This is a genomic window from Paenibacillus sp. FSL H8-0280, assembly GCF_045040665.1.
GTDB classification, from domain to species: domain Bacteria; phylum Bacillota; class Bacilli; order Paenibacillales; family Paenibacillaceae; genus Paenibacillus; species Paenibacillus xylanexedens_A.
On record NZ_CP150296.1, the window covers coordinates 87,808 to 103,704 of the forward strand.

Annotated in this window: 11 protein-coding genes, 1 tRNA gene and 2 rRNA genes; 12 read left to right on the forward strand and 2 right to left on the reverse strand. The window is 46.0% G+C overall.

The window, feature by feature from the left end:
- Nucleotides 1-190: 190 nt before the first annotated feature.
- The 11 genes from MHI12_RS00415 (at nucleotide 191) to MHI12_RS00465 (ending at nucleotide 11,828) form a co-directional block, all read left to right on the forward strand.
- Nucleotides 191-3,116, forward strand: a 23S ribosomal RNA gene (locus tag MHI12_RS00415).
- 75 nt (nucleotides 3,117-3,191) lie between these two features.
- Nucleotides 3,192-3,308, forward strand: a 5S ribosomal RNA gene (gene rrf, locus MHI12_RS00420).
- Between the two features lie 368 nt (nucleotides 3,309-3,676).
- Nucleotides 3,677-5,134 (forward strand): IMP dehydrogenase, encoded by a 1,458-nt coding sequence (guaB, locus tag MHI12_RS00425; RefSeq protein ID WP_036607306.1) that lies wholly within the window; start codon nucleotides 3,677-3,679, stop codon nucleotides 5,132-5,134.
- Between the two features lie 416 nt (nucleotides 5,135-5,550).
- Nucleotides 5,551-6,939, forward strand: a complete 1,389-nt coding sequence (locus tag MHI12_RS00430) for a D-alanyl-D-alanine carboxypeptidase family protein (RefSeq protein WP_405171210.1) — start codon at nucleotides 5,551-5,553, stop codon at nucleotides 6,937-6,939.
- Between the two features lie 216 nt (nucleotides 6,940-7,155).
- Nucleotides 7,156-7,746 carry a pyridoxal 5'-phosphate synthase glutaminase subunit PdxT gene (gene pdxT / locus MHI12_RS00435; protein ID WP_341005690.1) on the forward strand — a complete coding sequence of 197 codons (591 nt, stop codon included), beginning with the start codon at nucleotides 7,156-7,158 and terminating at the stop codon, nucleotides 7,744-7,746.
- A 273-nt stretch (nucleotides 7,747-8,019) separates the two neighbouring features.
- Nucleotides 8,020-9,303 carry a serine--tRNA ligase gene (gene serS / locus MHI12_RS00440; RefSeq protein ID WP_017691327.1) on the forward strand — a complete coding sequence of 428 codons (1,284 nt, stop codon included), beginning with the start codon at nucleotides 8,020-8,022 and terminating at the stop codon, nucleotides 9,301-9,303.
- A gap of 197 nt (nucleotides 9,304-9,500) precedes the next feature.
- Nucleotides 9,501-9,589 (forward strand) — tRNA-Ser (locus MHI12_RS00445).
- 191 nt (nucleotides 9,590-9,780) lie between these two features.
- The gene (locus MHI12_RS00450; RefSeq protein WP_036607297.1) at nucleotides 9,781-10,119 is read left to right on the forward strand and encodes a hypothetical protein; all 339 of its coding nucleotides are present in this window, start codon (nucleotides 9,781-9,783) and stop codon (nucleotides 10,117-10,119) included.
- Nucleotides 10,120-10,148: 29 nt separating this feature from the next.
- Nucleotides 10,149-10,325 (forward strand): hypothetical protein, encoded by a 177-nt coding sequence (locus MHI12_RS00455; protein ID WP_405171211.1) that lies wholly within the window; start codon nucleotides 10,149-10,151, stop codon nucleotides 10,323-10,325.
- A 21-nt stretch (nucleotides 10,326-10,346) separates the two neighbouring features.
- Nucleotides 10,347-10,499 carry a small acid-soluble spore protein P gene (locus tag MHI12_RS00460; protein ID WP_036607296.1) on the forward strand — a complete coding sequence of 51 codons (153 nt, stop codon included), beginning with the start codon at nucleotides 10,347-10,349 and terminating at the stop codon, nucleotides 10,497-10,499.
- A gap of 234 nt (nucleotides 10,500-10,733) precedes the next feature.
- Complete coding sequence (locus MHI12_RS00465; protein ID WP_405171212.1) at nucleotides 10,734-11,828, forward strand: hypothetical protein; 1,095 nt, start codon at nucleotides 10,734-10,736, stop codon at nucleotides 11,826-11,828.
- Between the two features lie 260 nt (nucleotides 11,829-12,088).
- Here the strand turns inward: MHI12_RS00465 and MHI12_RS00470 are convergent, their stop codons facing one another.
- Together MHI12_RS00470 and tadA are read right to left on the reverse strand one after the other, a co-directional pair.
- A complete protein-coding gene (locus MHI12_RS00470) occupies nucleotides 12,089-12,658 on the reverse strand; it encodes a GNAT family N-acetyltransferase (RefSeq protein WP_405171213.1) in 570 nt (189 codons plus the stop codon).
- Between the two features lie 43 nt (nucleotides 12,659-12,701).
- Nucleotides 12,702-13,208 (reverse strand): tRNA adenosine(34) deaminase TadA, encoded by a 507-nt coding sequence (gene tadA / locus MHI12_RS00475; protein ID WP_017691321.1) that lies wholly within the window; start codon nucleotides 13,206-13,208, stop codon nucleotides 12,702-12,704.
- Nucleotides 13,209-13,540: 332 nt separating this feature from the next.
- Between tadA and MHI12_RS00480 the strand changes: the two genes are divergently transcribed.
- Nucleotides 13,541-15,880 (forward strand): ATP-binding protein, encoded by a 2,340-nt coding sequence (locus MHI12_RS00480; protein WP_405171214.1) that lies wholly within the window; start codon nucleotides 13,541-13,543, stop codon nucleotides 15,878-15,880.
- Nucleotides 15,881-15,897: the final 17 nt, after the last annotated feature.

The window sequence follows — 15,897 nt, forward strand, 5'->3', positions numbered from 1 at the left end:
GTTCTTTGAAAACTAGATATCGAAACGAAACAAACGCGAATTAGAACATTCCTTTTTAGCTGAACTTGTGTTAAACAAGTTTCAATAAAAACGGTAGTCAAATTGCTTTTGTGATGGTATCGGGTGAGAGTGACTTTTGGCTTTGCGCAAGCAAAACAAGGGAAGCGAGCGACCGAAACCGGAACAAAATGGTTAAGCTACTAAGAGCACACGGAGGATGCCTAGGCGCTAGGAGCCGATGAAGGACGTGGCGAACAACGAAACTGCCTCGGGGAGCTGTAAGCAAGCTTTGATCCGGGGGTGTCCGAATGGGGAAACCCAGCTGGGGTAATTTCCAGTTACTCACAACTGAATACATAGGTTGTGTAGAGGCATACCAGGGGAACTGAAACATCTAAGTACCCTGAGGAAGAGAAAACAATAGTGATTCCGTCAGTAGCGGCGAGCGAACGCGGAGAAGCCCAAACCAGAGAGCTTGCTCTTTGGGGTTGTGGGACGTCTCACATGGAGTTACAAAGGAACCGGTTAAGCGAAGAGGTCTGGAAAGGCCCGCCAAAGAAGGTAAAAGCCCTGTAGTTGAAAGTCTGTTCCCTCCGAGACGGATCCCGAGTAGTGCGGGGCACGTGAAACCCCGTATGAATCCGGCAGGACCATCTGCCAAGGCTAAATACTTCCTAGCGACCGATAGTGAAGCAGTACCGTGAGGGAAAGGTGAAAAGCACCCCGGAAGGGGAGTGAAATAGAACCTGAAACCGTGTGCTTACAAAAAGTCAGAGCCCGTTTTAGGGGTGATGGCGTGCCTTTTGTAGAATGAACCGGCGAGTTACGTTCCCGTGCAAGGTTAAGGTGAAGAGCCGGAGCCGCAGCGAAAGCGAGTCTGAATAGGGCGACTTAGTACGTGGACGTAGACCCGAAACCGGGTGATCTACCCCTGTCCAGGGTGAAGGTGCGGTAACACGCACTGGAGGCCCGAACCCACGCATGTTGAAAAATGCGGGGATGAGGTGGGGGTAGCGGAGAAATTCCAATCGAACTCGGAGATAGCTGGTTCTCCCCGAAATAGCTTTAGGGCTAGCCTCGGAAAACAGAGTCGTGGAGGTAGAGCACTGATTGGGTGCGGGGCCCGCAAGGGTTACCAAGCTCAGTCAAACTCCGAATGCCATAGACTTACTTCCGGGAGTCAGACAGTGAGTGCTAAGATCCATTGTCAAAAGGGAAACAGCCCAGACCATCAGCTAAGGTCCCCAAGTGTGTGTTAAGTGGGAAAGGATGTGGAGTTGCACAGACAACCAGGATGTTGGCTTAGAAGCAGCCACCATTGAAAGAGTGCGTAATAGCTCACTGGTCGAGTGACTCTGCGCCGAAAATGTAACGGGGCTAAACACACCACCGAAGCTATGGCTTGATGCTTTGCATCAGGGGTAGGGGAGCGTTGTATAAGGGTTGAAGGTGTACCGTAAGGAGCGCTGGACATTATACAAGTGAGAATGCCGGTATGAGTAACGAAAAGATCAGTGAGAATCTGATCCGCCGAAAGCCTAAGGGTTCCTGAGGAAGGCTCGTCCGCTCAGGGTAAGTCGGGACCTAAGGCGAGGCCGAAAGGCGTAGTCGAAGGACAACAGGTCGAAATTCCTGTACCACCGTAAGCCGTTATGAGCAATGGGGGGACGCAGTAGGGTAGTGACGCGGACTGATGGATGTCCGTCTAAGCAGTAAGGCTGATGTGTAGGCAAATCCGCACATTGTAAGGCTGAGCTGTGATGGGGAGCGAAAATTGTAGTAGCGAAGGTCATGATCTCACACTGCCAAGAAAAGCCTCTAGCCAGGTGATGGTGCCCGTACCGCAAACCGACACAGGTAGGCGAGAAGAGTATTCTAAGGCGCGCGGAAGAACTCTCGTTAAGGAACTCGGCAAAATGACCCCGTAACTTCGGGAGAAGGGGTGCCCCGGTAGTGTGAATAGCACGAGGGGGCCGCAGTGAAAAGGCCCAAGCGACTGTTTAGCAAAAACACAGGTCTGTGCGAAGCCGTAAGGCGAAGTATACGGGCTGACGCCTGCCCGGTGCTGGAAGGTTAAGGGGAGTGGTTAGGAGCAATCCGAAGCTGTGAACCGAAGCCCCAGTAAACGGCGGCCGTAACTATAACGGTCCTAAGGTAGCGAAATTCCTTGTCAGGTAAATTCTGACCCGCACGAATGGCGTAACGACTTGGGCGCTGTCTCAACGAGAGATCCGGTGAAATTTTAATACCTGTGAAGATGCAGGTTACCCGCGACAAGACGGAAAGACCCCATGGAGCTTTACTGCAGCTTGATATTGAATTTGGGTACGATCTGTACAGGATAGGTGGGAGCCTTTGAAACGTGAGCGCCAGCTTGCGTGGAGGCAACGTTGGGATACCACCCTGATCGTATCTAGGTTCTAACCTGGTACCGTAATCCGGTGCGGGGACAGTGTCAGGTGGGCAGTTTGACTGGGGCGGTCGCCTCCTAAAGAGTAACGGAGGCGCCCAAAGGTTCCCTCAGAATGGTTGGAAATCATTCGAAGAGTGCAAAGGCATAAGGGAGCTTGACTGCGAGACCTACAAGTCGAGCAGGGACGAAAGTCGGGCTTAGTGATCCGGTGGTACCGCATGGAAGGGCCATCGCTCAACGGATAAAAGCTACCCTGGGGATAACAGGCTTATCTCCCCCAAGAGTCCACATCGACGGGGAGGTTTGGCACCTCGATGTCGGCTCATCGCATCCTGGGGCTGAAGTAGGTCCCAAGGGTTGGGCTGTTCGCCCATTAAAGCGGTACGCGAGCTGGGTTCAGAACGTCGTGAGACAGTTCGGTCCCTATCTGTCGTGGGCGTAGGAAATTTGAGAGGAGCTGTCCTTAGTACGAGAGGACCGGGATGGACGTACCGCTGGTGTACCAGTTGTTCCGCCAGGAGCACCGCTGGGTAGCTATGTACGGACGGGATAAACGCTGAAAGCATCTAAGCGTGAAGCCCCCCTCAAGATGAGATTTCCCAGTATGTAAGACCCCTTGAAGACGACGAGGTAGATAGGCTGGGGGTGGAAGTGCAGCAATGCATGGAGCTGACCAGTACTAATCGGTCGAGGGCTTATCCAATAGCAAGTGATAATTCGCGTGTTTCGTTTCGAATCTAGTTTTCAGAGAACAACACTCTGAAATGTAAGCTACGCGTTTGGTGGCGATGGCGGAGGGGTTCCACACGTACCCATCCCGAACACGACCGTTAAGCCCTCTAGCGCCGATGGTACTTGGACCGCAGGGTCCTGGGAGAGTAGGACGCCGCCAAGCAAAGAACCACTGCCGATGTTATTCGGTGGTGGTTTTTATTATATAGTTTTATTATGCAGTATGGGATTAAAATACAGATTGAATTTATTGATTTATCAGCACAATAGGATGTATACAGGGTAACGTTATTCGATACGAATTGACGTTTTTTTGCGTAATACCTAGACTTGTCCGCTCTGGAAAAACAGTTGTGTTCATCAGGCAGTACACCTGATATAACCAAGTACTTTTCCTTGACAGTCTAAATATCGCTTTGCTAAGATGGCAATAATAAATTTTTCAGAAAACGTATTTTCGGCGTAAAATACAGCCTGGAATCTTCGGGTTTTGGACCGTAAAGCTGAGCAAACATAAGGAGGAACACTTGCGTGTGGGAAGATAAATTTGGTAAGGAAGGCCTCACCTTTGATGATGTATTGCTAGTGCCACGGAAATCCGAGACACTGCCTAAAGAAGTAGATGTATCTATTCGTTTGAGTGATACTGTAAAGCTAAATATTCCTTTGATCAGTGCGGGTATGGATACAGTAACTGAAGCGACATTGGCTATTGCCATTGCACGTGAAGGCGGTATCGGTATTATCCATAAAAATATGTCGGTTGAACAACAGGCAGAAGAAGTAGATCGTGTTAAGCGTTCGGAGAGTGGTGTTATTACAAACCCGTTCTCACTGACGGCAGATCATCTGGTATCTGATGCAGAAGCAGTAATGGCGAAATATCGGATTTCCGGTGTACCTATTATTGAAGGAGATCAGAAGCTGGTTGGTATTTTGACCAATCGCGATTTACGTTTTATTCATGATTACGGCATCAAAATTAGCGAAGTCATGACTCATGAGAATCTGGTTACCGCTCCTGTAGGTACTACACTACAAGAAGCTGAAGGTATCCTTCAGAAGCACAAGATTGAAAAACTTCCATTAGTTGATGAGACAAACACGTTGAAAGGTCTTATCACGATTAAAGATATTGAGAAAGCCATTCAATTCCCTCATGCAGCCAAAGATGCTCAAGGACGTTTGTTGGTTGGTGCAGCGATTGGTATTTCCAAAGATACATTTGAACGTGCAGATGCTTTGGTACAAGCTGGTGTTGACCTGATTACGGTAGACTCGGCTCACGGACACCACATCAATATCATTGAAGCTGTACGTCAGCTTCGTGAACGTTTCCCTAGCCTGACCATCGTTGCAGGTAACGTCGCTACTGGCGCTGCCACTCGTGACCTGATCGAAGCAGGGGCTTCGGTAGTCAAAGTAGGTATTGGTCCAGGTTCGATTTGTACAACACGTGTTATCGCTGGTATTGGTGTACCTCAAGTAACTGCAGTCTACGATTGTGCAACAGTGGCACGCGAATATGGAGTTCCGATTATCGCGGATGGCGGAATTAAATATTCTGGTGAAATTACGAAGGCACTGGCTGCAGGCGCACACGCGGTGATGCTGGGAAGTTTGTTTGCCGGCACAGCAGAAAGCCCGGGAGAAACTGAAATCTTCCAAGGACGTAGCTACAAAGTATACCGCGGTATGGGTTCAATGGCTGCAATGAAACAAGGTAGTAAAGATCGTTATTTCCAAGATGATGACAAGAAACTGGTTCCGGAAGGAATCGAAGGTCGTGTCGCTTACAAAGGACCATTGTCTGATACGATCCACCAACTGATTGGTGGTCTGCGTTCGGGTATGGGATACTGTGGTACAAGTAACTTGGAGCAACTTCGTAACGATACAGGCTTTATCCGAATTACAGGTGCAGGACTGCGCGAAAGTCATCCCCATGATGTACAGATTACCAAAGAAGCACCTAACTACTCGTTGTAATCTGAAGAGAGTTAATCATTTCCAGGACAGGCTCGGTGATTTTCACCGGGTCTGTCTTTTTTTGCAGATACCCCTGTGATAGAATAGAACAAGCGGTGACGATCCATGGGTGGATTAAGGCGTTGCGGCGGCTATTTGACGTGAATCTATGAATATGGTTTTGAAAAGCAAATTCAGTGCCAGTAAAGGCTGCCAGTTATACAGAAGCGCGGACGTCCTTTTACATAAGCATTTGAAAAATGCGGACTAAGTGACAATCGATAACGAACTTTAGGAGCTATAATATTGCTCGTTCGATACAGCGCATATAGCACACATCTCATACATCAAACACACAGGTTAGGGAACAAGAAAATCGCAGCATAAGCTGCACTGAAGCAATTAACAATGCTTTGGATCGAAGGGAGTATTCATCATTGAAAGCCAAACACATGAATAAAAAGAAACGCCAAATGCTCAAAAAGAGCGTAGCCTCGGTAATGCTAATTAACATGCTTTGTATGTCTGCAGTAATGCCGGTCATGGCTGCTGCGGACAACTCCGGTCAGGTTCTGACTGCTGCGGCAACAACAACAAAGACCGAGAAAGCTGTACAGGTTCCTGGGGTAGAGTCACTCGGGCTTGAAGTTAGATCTGCAGTGCTTATGGAAGCCTCAACGGGACAGATTCTACTAAATGTTGATGCGGATAAAGCGATGCCACCTGCAAGTATGACCAAGATGATGACAGAGTACATTGTCGCCGAACAGGTCAAACAAGGTAAATTCGGTTGGGACGATATTGTAACTGTTAAAAAGAATGCTGCACAAAGTATCGGGTCGCGAATTTTCCTCGCGGAAGGTGACCAGCACACAGTTAAGGATCTCTATATTGCTATGGCTGTTGGCTCTGCCAATGATGCTACGGTTGCTTTGGCTGAACATGTTGCGGGTTCGGAAGAAGCTTTCGTGAAAATGATGAATGATGAAGCAAAGCGTATGGGCATGAAGGATACCTTCTTCATCAACTCTTCCGGTCTCGATCGAGCAGATATGCCTGCCGACTTCCGTCCAGCTGAAGATAAAGAAACAGTAATGTCCGCTCTGGATGCTGCGATTCTGTGCAGATATATCATCATGGATCACCCGGACTACAAAGAATTCACAACGATTCAATCCTATAAGTTCCGTCCAAATGATAAAGCTCCAATTATCAATTACAACTGGATGCTGGAAGCGAATAAAAATATAACCAATTTCAAAAGCTATGCCTATGAAGGTCTGGATGGAATGAAAACAGGCCATACCACGAACGCAGGTAATAACTTTACAGGTACAGCAGAACGTAACGGTATGCGTCTAATTAGTGTTGTTATGGGCACAGATTCGGAATCCGCACGTTTCAGAGAAACTAAAAAGGTATTGGACTATGGATTTAACAACTTTGAAGTGAAACAGGCTGTTGCAGGCAAGACCAAAGTGACGGGCTGGGAAGCGGTACCTTTGAAAAAAGGGAAAGAAACAACCGTTCCTGTTGTAACAGATAATGCGGTAAGTTTTGTTGTACCCAAAGGTACTCAGAACCTGGATGTGACTTTCAAAGCTAACGTAACTGAGGCTGACAAGTTGGTAGCACCAATCAAGGCAGGTACCAAGGTTGGTACGGTAACGTACACGTATAAAGCAGATGGAATTGAGCCACAGGAAAAAACAGTGAACTTGATCACTGCTGAAGAGGCTGAAAAAGGTGGATGGTTCCGTTTGTTCTTCCGTGCCGTGAAGGATTTCTTCGTGGATCTTTTTGACGGAATCAAAAACCTGTTCTAACCCTTAGCAAACTTCATGGAAAGAGTATGATCATGATTTTAATGTTACATGATCATATCATTGACAAAATACAAGTTATTCCGACCGGATGGATTGTATATTTACAATTTTTCCGGTAAAATATCAAGTTAGAATTCACGTATGATGAAGTAAAAAAGTACAATGTTCGTTTACCGTATGCAAGATCGTGGCTGGTAAGAGAAGGGGAATGAGCGTATGAAGATCGGCGTTTTAGCACTTCAAGGAGCTGTCACAGAGCATATTCGAAGTATTGAACGTGCTGGAGCAGAAGGTATAGCTATCAAACAGGTTCAGCAATTGGAGGACTTGGATGGTCTTATCCTTCCTGGCGGGGAAAGCACGACGATCGGTAAACTGATGCGCAAGTATGGGTTTATGGATGCCATTCGGGCGTTTGCTGCTGAGGGCAAACCGGTATTTGGTACCTGTGCTGGCTTGATCGTTATGGCTAAACACATTGCAGGGCAAGAAGAAGCTCATTTGGAGCTAATGGATATGACTGTATCCCGAAATGCATTTGGACGGCAGAGAGAGAGTTTTGAGACGGATTTGCCAGTCAAAGGCATTGAGGAAACGGTAAGGGCTGTATTTATACGGGCGCCCTTGATCGAAAGTGTCGGAGATCAGGTGGAGGTTCTCTCCACATATAAGGATGAGATTGTTACGGCTCGTCAGGGACATTTGCTGGCTTGCTCCTACCATCCAGAATTGACGGATGACTATCGTCTGCATACTTATTTTGTAGACATGGCCAGATCCTACAAAAACACGGTAGACTCTAAATAATGCATGATGTACAACCTATGATCTCCCGGTCATCGGATGACTTCCCCAGAAGCCGTGTAAGGCCACTGGTTGGCAGTTGCATCTGAACGGATGCCTGATGTTGCCTGTATCTGCTTCATAGCGGGAATCGCAGCGGAGGGTGACAAGGGGGATATAGGTTGTTTTTTGGGTTACAGGTTCCGATAAGTATATAGTATGGTGTATACAGTAGAGTTTGGAGAATGGATTTAACATAAGGCTTCACGTTGTGAGGTTATTTAGGAGGGGTATAACGTGCTTGATGTGAAAATATTGCGGAATGAGTATGCACGTGTGGAAGAAGCATTGACTAAACGTGGCAAATCGCTGGATCTTATCGCTGGATTTACCGAGATGGATGCCAAGCGTCGGGAATTGCTTCAAGAGAGTGAAACACTGAAGAGCCGTCGGAATACAGTTTCCGCGGAAGTTGCTAGACTGAAGAAGAATCGTGAGAATGCTGATGATCTGATTGTGGAGATGCGCGAAGTCTCTGATCGAATCAAAGCCATGGACGAAGAAGTTCGGGAACTGGAAGTGAAGATCAATGATCTCACAATGGCAATTCCTAATATTCCTAACGAAAGCGTACCTATTGGAGCTTCTGAAGACGACAATGTTGAGATTCGTCGTTGGGAAGAGCCGAAGTCATTTACTTTTGCACCAAAAGCACACTGGGAAATTGCGCAGGATCTCGATATTCTTGATTTTGAGGCGGCTGCCAAAGTAACAGGTTCCCGTTTTACCTTTTATAAAGGATTAGGCGCACGTCTGGAACGTGCATTGATTAACTTCATGATGGATCTGCACAGCGATCAACATGGATATGAAGAGATTCTGCCTCCATACATCGTTAATCGGGATAGCTTGTTTGGAACAGGTCAACTGCCTAAGTTCGAAGAAGACCTGTTCAAGTTGAAAGATACCGAATATTATCTGATCCCTACTGCTGAAGTTCCGGTAACGAACTATCATCGCGAAGAGATTCTGAATGTAGATCAATTGCCTAAGCACTTTGTGGCATACAGCTCTTGTTTCCGCTCTGAAGCCGGTTCGGCTGGACGGGATACACGCGGATTGATTCGTCAGCATCAATTCAACAAAGTAGAGCTGCTCAAGCTCTCTACTCCGGAGACTTCGTATGAAGAGCTGGAGCAAATGACTCAAAATGCGGAGCGTGTGCTTCAATTGTTGGGCTTGCCGTATCGCGTCCTGACATTGTGCACGGCAGATATGGGCTTCACTTCAGCTAAAACGTATGATATTGAAGTATGGTTGCCTGAGAGCAATACCTATCGTGAGATTTCTTCGTGCTCCAACTGTGAGGATTTCCAGGCACGTCGTGCCAATATCCGTTTCCGCAGAGAACCAAAAGCGAAACCTGAATTTGTTCATACATTGAACGGGTCAGGATTGGCCGTTGGACGGACTGTAGCCGCTATCCTGGAGAACTATCAACAGGAAGATGGTACGGTTGTCATTCCTGAAGCATTGCGTCCTTATATGGGCGGTGCAAGTGTGATTGCACGTCGCTCTTAAGTAAGAGTTAGCTAACCATCCTCATCAAGGGGAATACAAATTCAATCCGTCATTTCGGAATGGCGGATTGGAGTGTTTTGTATAACTGAGGCAGTTGTCTGATACGGGATCATAATTCTAATATAAAAAGGTTGCATTATAATGTCGAGATGTGGTATGATACTTTTCGTGGCAAGTTTATAAAAGTTAATTTCCCTGGAGAGGTACCGAAGCGGTCATAACGGGGCGGTCTTGAAAACCGTTAGGGGGCAACTCCACGTGGGTTCGAATCCCACCCTCTCCGCCATACTACACTTATAACAAGGATTCGAGCGATCTCGCTCGGGTCCTTTTTTGCGTTTGAGTTTGTCCAGCATAGTGAGCATACAGGTTGGTGACCGATGTATATGTTGCTCAGTACAACGTTATATTTTGAATAAGTCTAATATGTATAAAAACATCTTCATCGCCGCACTTTATAGGAGTGGAGGTGGTAAGATGAACCGCGAGTTAAACATCGATCAGACAGAGCTTGTAGGGGCCTGGCAAGAACGTTTGCCTCAAGTCCTGAATGTTGGAGACCAGGCTCAGGTAATGGCCGATGAAGCCGATCAGCAGGCGATTCGGATACACATTGCTACAGCAGGGCACGAGATGTACTCTTTTGATTTCAAATGTGCATATGTCGATTCCCGTGAAGTCAGCGTACAGCTGATTGATGTGGAACGGGATGGACGAACGACGGATGAGCGTACAGAACCGATTCAGGAACTGGCTCACGATTATACACGGCACATTCATGAATGCGCCCAGTCGTTACAATCCCAGACGAGATAATAGCCTGAAATCTGAAGGAGTGAACTCAATTGACTAAAGCCAAAGCGGGAGTAGACAAAAACCTGCAAAATGTAGTCGATGATCTGGAGCAGCCTGCCGTAAACAGTCATCATGCCCAGCAACTTCAGCAAGATATTAATGATCGCCGTCATCAGGATGCACTGAATCATGATAAAACGGAAGATAGGGACCCATCCCATTCTTAACAATGATGAGGGGGAAATAATATGAGCAAACCAAAAACAATTCCCGTACCGGAAGCGCAAGCATCCGAACAGCATCGTCATTCATCCAAACGCTCTTCCATGCAGGAACCATTATCCGGTTCCAAAAAAGTGAAAAATCAAAATCATGTGGATCATTTGAATCCTCAAGGTTAATAGAAGAAACAGATTCACGCAAAAGTCCCTTGTTACCTAACAGGGGGCTTTTGCGTATTCATACATATATAAAGACAGGCACACGCATATTCCCAAAGCTGACATAGGTCTTTGTAGCCATTTTAAAGAGGAAAGATCACATTTTTCCCAAATTAGGTTTCGGTATCTGTTGATATGGTATATCATTGATATTGAATTACTTTTTTTGGGGTTATCACGAGAGGAGAGAAACAAATGACTAAACGTATGGGGGCGCTTCTTCTTACGTTGCTGTTGACCGTATCTATGGCATTGACAGCATGTAGCAGCAAGCAGGAACCAAAAGAGGCATTGAAGACGGCTGCGGCCAATGCTTCCAAATTGACATCGTATGAGATGAGTTCCAACTTTACAATTAATGAATTGAGCTATAAACCTGGGGATGCGTCACAAACTGATCCTACTATGACTCAGTTTATGAGCATGCTGAAGGATGCTCAGTTGAATGTAACAGGTGTATACCAAAGTGAGCCTATGCAGACAGAGATGACTCTTGGCATCGAGCTTAAAGGCGACATGGGTATGACCTTTAACATCCCAATGGTGATGACGGCAGAGAAACTCTATGTGAAAGTGCCGAATATTCCGTTCTTCCCGATTCCGGAGAACGTTGTAGGCAAATTCTTGGAACTTGACCTGAAAGAACTGGCTGAGCAAGAGGGTACAGAATGGAACCCGGATGCTATGGACGCAGCCAAAACGCAAAAGCTGAGCAACGAAGTCATGGACGCAGTGCTGAGCGAGTACGATCAAGCTAAATTCTTCAAAAATCTAGACACCAAAGATGCAAAACTTCCTGAGGGTGTAGATGCGAAGCAAGTTGTACAATTCTCGGTGAATAATGACAATGTTAAAGAAGCAGTTACTGTACTGGTAACAAAAGCTATGCCTAAAGTATTGGATATTCTGTCCAAAGAGGAATATCGTGAAATGCTGCAAATGGATCAGGCTGATATCGACAAAGCTAAAGAAGATCTGAAGATCACTGAAACAGATCAGGCTGAAATGGCTAAAGACTTGGATAAATTGAAAGATGTTCTGACAATCAACCAATTCAACATCGATTTCGCATTGGACAAAAACGACTTCCCTGTATATCAAAAGATGGTCGCTGATGTGCTGATCAAGCCAGAAGGTACAAAAGACGAAGTGAAATTGGCATTTACCGGTTCCAATACGTACACCAAGATTAACGAAAAAGCAGCATTCAAAATCAACATCCCTACTGGCGATGAGGTAATTACTATGCAAGAGTTCGAAGAATTGATGAACGCTTCATACGGATACTAATCTCGCTGAGTTCAAACCGTCTGTGATTCAAGTGAAGGATAATCTCCTTCCGCTTGGGTACAGGCGGTTTTTTTTGCTACACAGCGTAAGGGGGATATCCGCAACATAATTGATCTTTGAAGTTGAATCGTGGCTGGTGATATATACAAATAAAACCGCACTCTCTCCTACATAACTAGGGTAGTGCGGTTTGGAATATTAAATTTGTATATTGTTGAATTGGAAATACAGACAGCTTTGTGGTGAAAATTCTACATCAATTAATTCGTAAGTTCGTCCAAGTCTTCAGCAAGTACAGCATAGATCTGATGATCCTGATATTTGCCGTTGATCTTGAGGTATTTGCGCGCAGTACCTTCAAACTGGAATCCATTCTTCTCCAGTACGCGCTGTGAACCTTTGTTGGAGGGTAATACCGCAGCCTGAACCCGATTTAACTTCAGCGCACGGAAGCCATAAGCTACGGCCAGTTTAACCGCTGCTGTCATTCGTCCGCCACCCTGATAATCTGGATGGATAAAGTAACCCATATCCGCATAATTGGCAACGCCCAATACGACATTGTTGATACTTACTTGTCCAATCAACAGGCTGTCTTTAATGGTATAGATTCCAAATTGATATCCTGTACCTTCTTCTGCTGCCTTGACCCGATCCTCAATCCGCCGAGTCTGAGCATCCAGTGTATAGAATTCATCGTCTCGCACGGGTTCTACAGCCTGGTATGGGACGCGTGTGATCTGAATCAGGTCCAGATAGGACTGTGTATCCTGGGGTGTGAGCAACCGAAGGCTTATGCCATTGGCTGTATCATAGAGTGTTAGTGCCATTACAGCACACTTCCTTTCTAATTGGGATATTTGTAGTTGGTGACTACTTTAACTTTTGGCGCAGACTTCTGAAAAATTGAGTTAGCATCGTAGAGCATTCGGGCTGAAGGATATCCGGAATCACCTCGGTACGATGGTTAAAACGAGGCTCCTGTAGCAGGTTCATCAGTGTACCTGCACAGCCTGCCTTGGGATCAGCCGTACCATAGATGACGCGGGGGACCCTGGATTGTACAATTGCACCTGCACACATTGGACAAGGTTCCAATGTGACATACAGAGAACAATCCAACAAACGCCAAGCTCCGATGGTCTCGCTGGCCTGACGAATAGCCACCATCTCTGCATGGGCGGTGGAATCCAGTGTAGTTTCACGCAGATTGTATCCCCGACCAATAATTTGGTTATTTTGTACGATTACAGCTCCAATCGGCACTTCCCCAAGAGCCTCAGCTTTGTAGGCCTCAGCAATGGCCTCTCGCATCCAGTGCTCATGTTGAGCCTCTTCAGATAAATGCGCAAGATCAGTCTGAAGAAAATGGTCAGTCATTACTATATAACTCCTTCCAAAATCGTTTATTCAGCGAACAAATATTCGGGTTGTTAACATGTTGTGTATAGAATTGTGGATAACCGTGTAGTTGCTCACATAGTTATAAACAAACTATCCACAAGCCTGTGGGTATGTGGATAAATATAGTGATTAATTTCATTGTAGAGTTCGAAAATGCAAAAAACAACGAATTTCGAGCTTTTCAGTCATTCGGTAACTTTTGGACACAGGTCAATTATCCTTTTCAAAAAGACATACAAGCGTTATGATGGAGATAGGTTTTGCCATATATCGCCAGAGGGTACAAGCCGAGAGGTGAACAAAAAAACTTGTCTATTAAAACGAAATTATCCATGATTATGTCGTGCTCAGTGCTCGTTATTTTAGTGTTGAATATCGCACTGAGTTATTATACTACAGAAGAGAATCTGAGGCAGGACAGTGAAACCAAGATGGTGCTCACTGCAAAGCAGATTGCAATTGCTGTCGAACAGAATCAATACAGTTCGGATTATGTAAAACGGCAGATTGGAAACAATCTGTGGCTTGCTGCTGTCATGGCAGCGGAAGAATTGGACCCGGATATTAATAATATCACAAATGAAGAACTTGTACGCTTGAGCCAAAAGGTCGGCGTCTCACATATTTCGTTAATGGAGCAGACGGATGATGACATCGTTGTTAGCCGCTCCTCAGATCCGAGAGAAATCGGGCTGTCCACCAAATCCATGACTTATTGGTATCAGGCCTTTAAGCAATTGTTTGAAAAACAACAGGTGACGATTCCCCAAGGGCAGAAGTTGGAGCATTTCTGGTCAGATGGATTCGAATACTCGACATCCAGTCCTTCGGATATTGATATCTGGGGTTACTACCATGATGGAAAGAGAAACTACATAATCAATCCCTTCTATAATAATACGGAAGTTGATGACTATGTGAAAATCTCTAGTCCGGATGAGATTTTAAATAAAATTCGTGAGGTCAATCCCTCCATTCTGGAGATTACAGGCATCAATCCGTTAACTTTTGGCAGCCCGAACATGGGTGATGACGGAAGAGATTCGAACTTTAGCAAGTTGAATAACAGACCGATTCGTTTTGGTACATACCAGTATGGTTCTACGGATGAGGATCATCGTGCTGTGGTGCGCGCCATTCGAACAGGGCAAAATGTATCTTTTGTCAGTGAAACGCACGAACAGAAGGTACTGAAGAGTTTTATTCCCATTTTCACACCCAATCAGTCTTCCTATGTGATCAGTATTGTCATGGACTATAAGCAAATATCCTCCATGGTATCTGAGCAGTTGGTGAGCCATGCCTCCATATCGTTGGTTTTGCTGGAGATTGTGATCTTTGGCAGCTATCTGCTCGCAGGGTATATTACACGTCCGATCCAATCCATACTGGGCAAAGTGAATGATGTAGCGGATGGGCACTTTGATTTCCGTCTGAAAGTAAAGAGGAAGGATGAACTTGGCCAACTGGCCAATCGTATTAATGCCATGATTCGTAATCTGGGCCATTATACGAGTCGTCTGAAACAGATGTATGAAGAGAATCGGGCGGTGAAAGAACATCTGGAGTCCATTATCAATCAGACAGCGGATGCCATTCACATTACGGATCTTGAAGGAAAAGTGCTGCGGGTTAACCGCGCATTTGAACAATTATATGGCTTTCGAAGTCGTGAGGTGGAAGGTCGTAATCTGAAGATCATCCCGCCAGAGGCAGAAGAAGAAATGAAACGTCAGCATGCCCAACTCGTTGAGGGAATGTCCATTACGTCCAACGAAACCACCTGGATGAAGAAAGACGGGACCCGAGTAGAGGTCAGTGTCAGTACGGCTCCGGTACGAGACGAGGCTGGAGAGATTACCGCGCTCATTAGTGTCTCCAGGGACATTACAAGCCGTAATCGGATGGAAGAGCTGCTTAGACGTTCTGAGAAGCTAACAACCGTGGGCCAGCTTGCAGCAGGTGTGGCACATGAGATTCGTAATCCACTGACCACGCTGCGCGGATTTCTACAGTTACAGCAAGAGAGCAACAAGCTGAATCATCGTCATCTGGATCTGATGTTATCGGAGCTGGATCGCATCAACCTTATCGTTGGTGAATTTCTGATTCTGGCGAAACCGCAGGCGGTTCATTTTCAGAATCGGGATATTCGTTTTATTCTTGGTGATGTCATCTCGTTATTGGATAGTCAGGCGCATCTGCATGGTGTAGAATTTGTACTGCGTGCCTCATCCGATTCGGCTATGGTACACTGTGAAGAGAACCAATTGAAGCAGGTATTCATCAATTTGCTGAAAAATGGTATGGAGGCCATGCCAAATGGAGGAAACATCCATATCAAGCTCAAGCATGAAGAGCAGTCGAAACGCGTCAGAATTGAGATCAGGGATGAAGGCATCGGTATCCCGGAAGAGATGATGCCCAAGCTTGGGGAGCCTTTCTTTACGAATAAAGAGTCTGGAACAGGGCTTGGCCTGATGGTCAGTCAGCGCATTATTCAATCACATAAGGGCATGATGGATATTAAAAGCGTCATGAACAAGGGAACAACGGTTATTATTGAACTGCCTGCATCTGAGCAACAACCGGATGTTATTGAGGTAGATCAGGTAACGGATCAACCACTTACAGATGAAGAGAAATAGATGAGGTGAGATTACCT

What these genes read in the sequence shown, in the direction of transcription:
- MHI12_RS00465 (WP_405171212.1), top strand. Translation starts at nt 10,734, where the DNA reads ATGACTAAACGTATGGGGGCGCTTCTTCTTACGTTGCTGTTGACCGTA.
- MHI12_RS00460 (WP_036607296.1), top strand. Translation starts at nt 10,347, where the DNA reads ATGAGCAAACCAAAAACAATTCCCGTACCGGAAGCGCAAGCATCCGAA.
- MHI12_RS00470 (WP_405171213.1), bottom strand. Translation starts at nt 12,658, where the DNA reads ATGGCACTAACACTCTATGATACAGCCAATGGCATAAGCCTTCGGTTG.
- tadA (WP_017691321.1), bottom strand. Translation starts at nt 13,208, where the DNA reads ATGACTGACCATTTTCTTCAGACTGATCTTGCGCATTTATCTGAAGAG.
- MHI12_RS00450 (WP_036607297.1), top strand. Translation starts at nt 9,781, where the DNA reads ATGAACCGCGAGTTAAACATCGATCAGACAGAGCTTGTAGGGGCCTGG.
- pdxT (WP_341005690.1), top strand. Translation starts at nt 7,156, where the DNA reads ATGAAGATCGGCGTTTTAGCACTTCAAGGAGCTGTCACAGAGCATATT.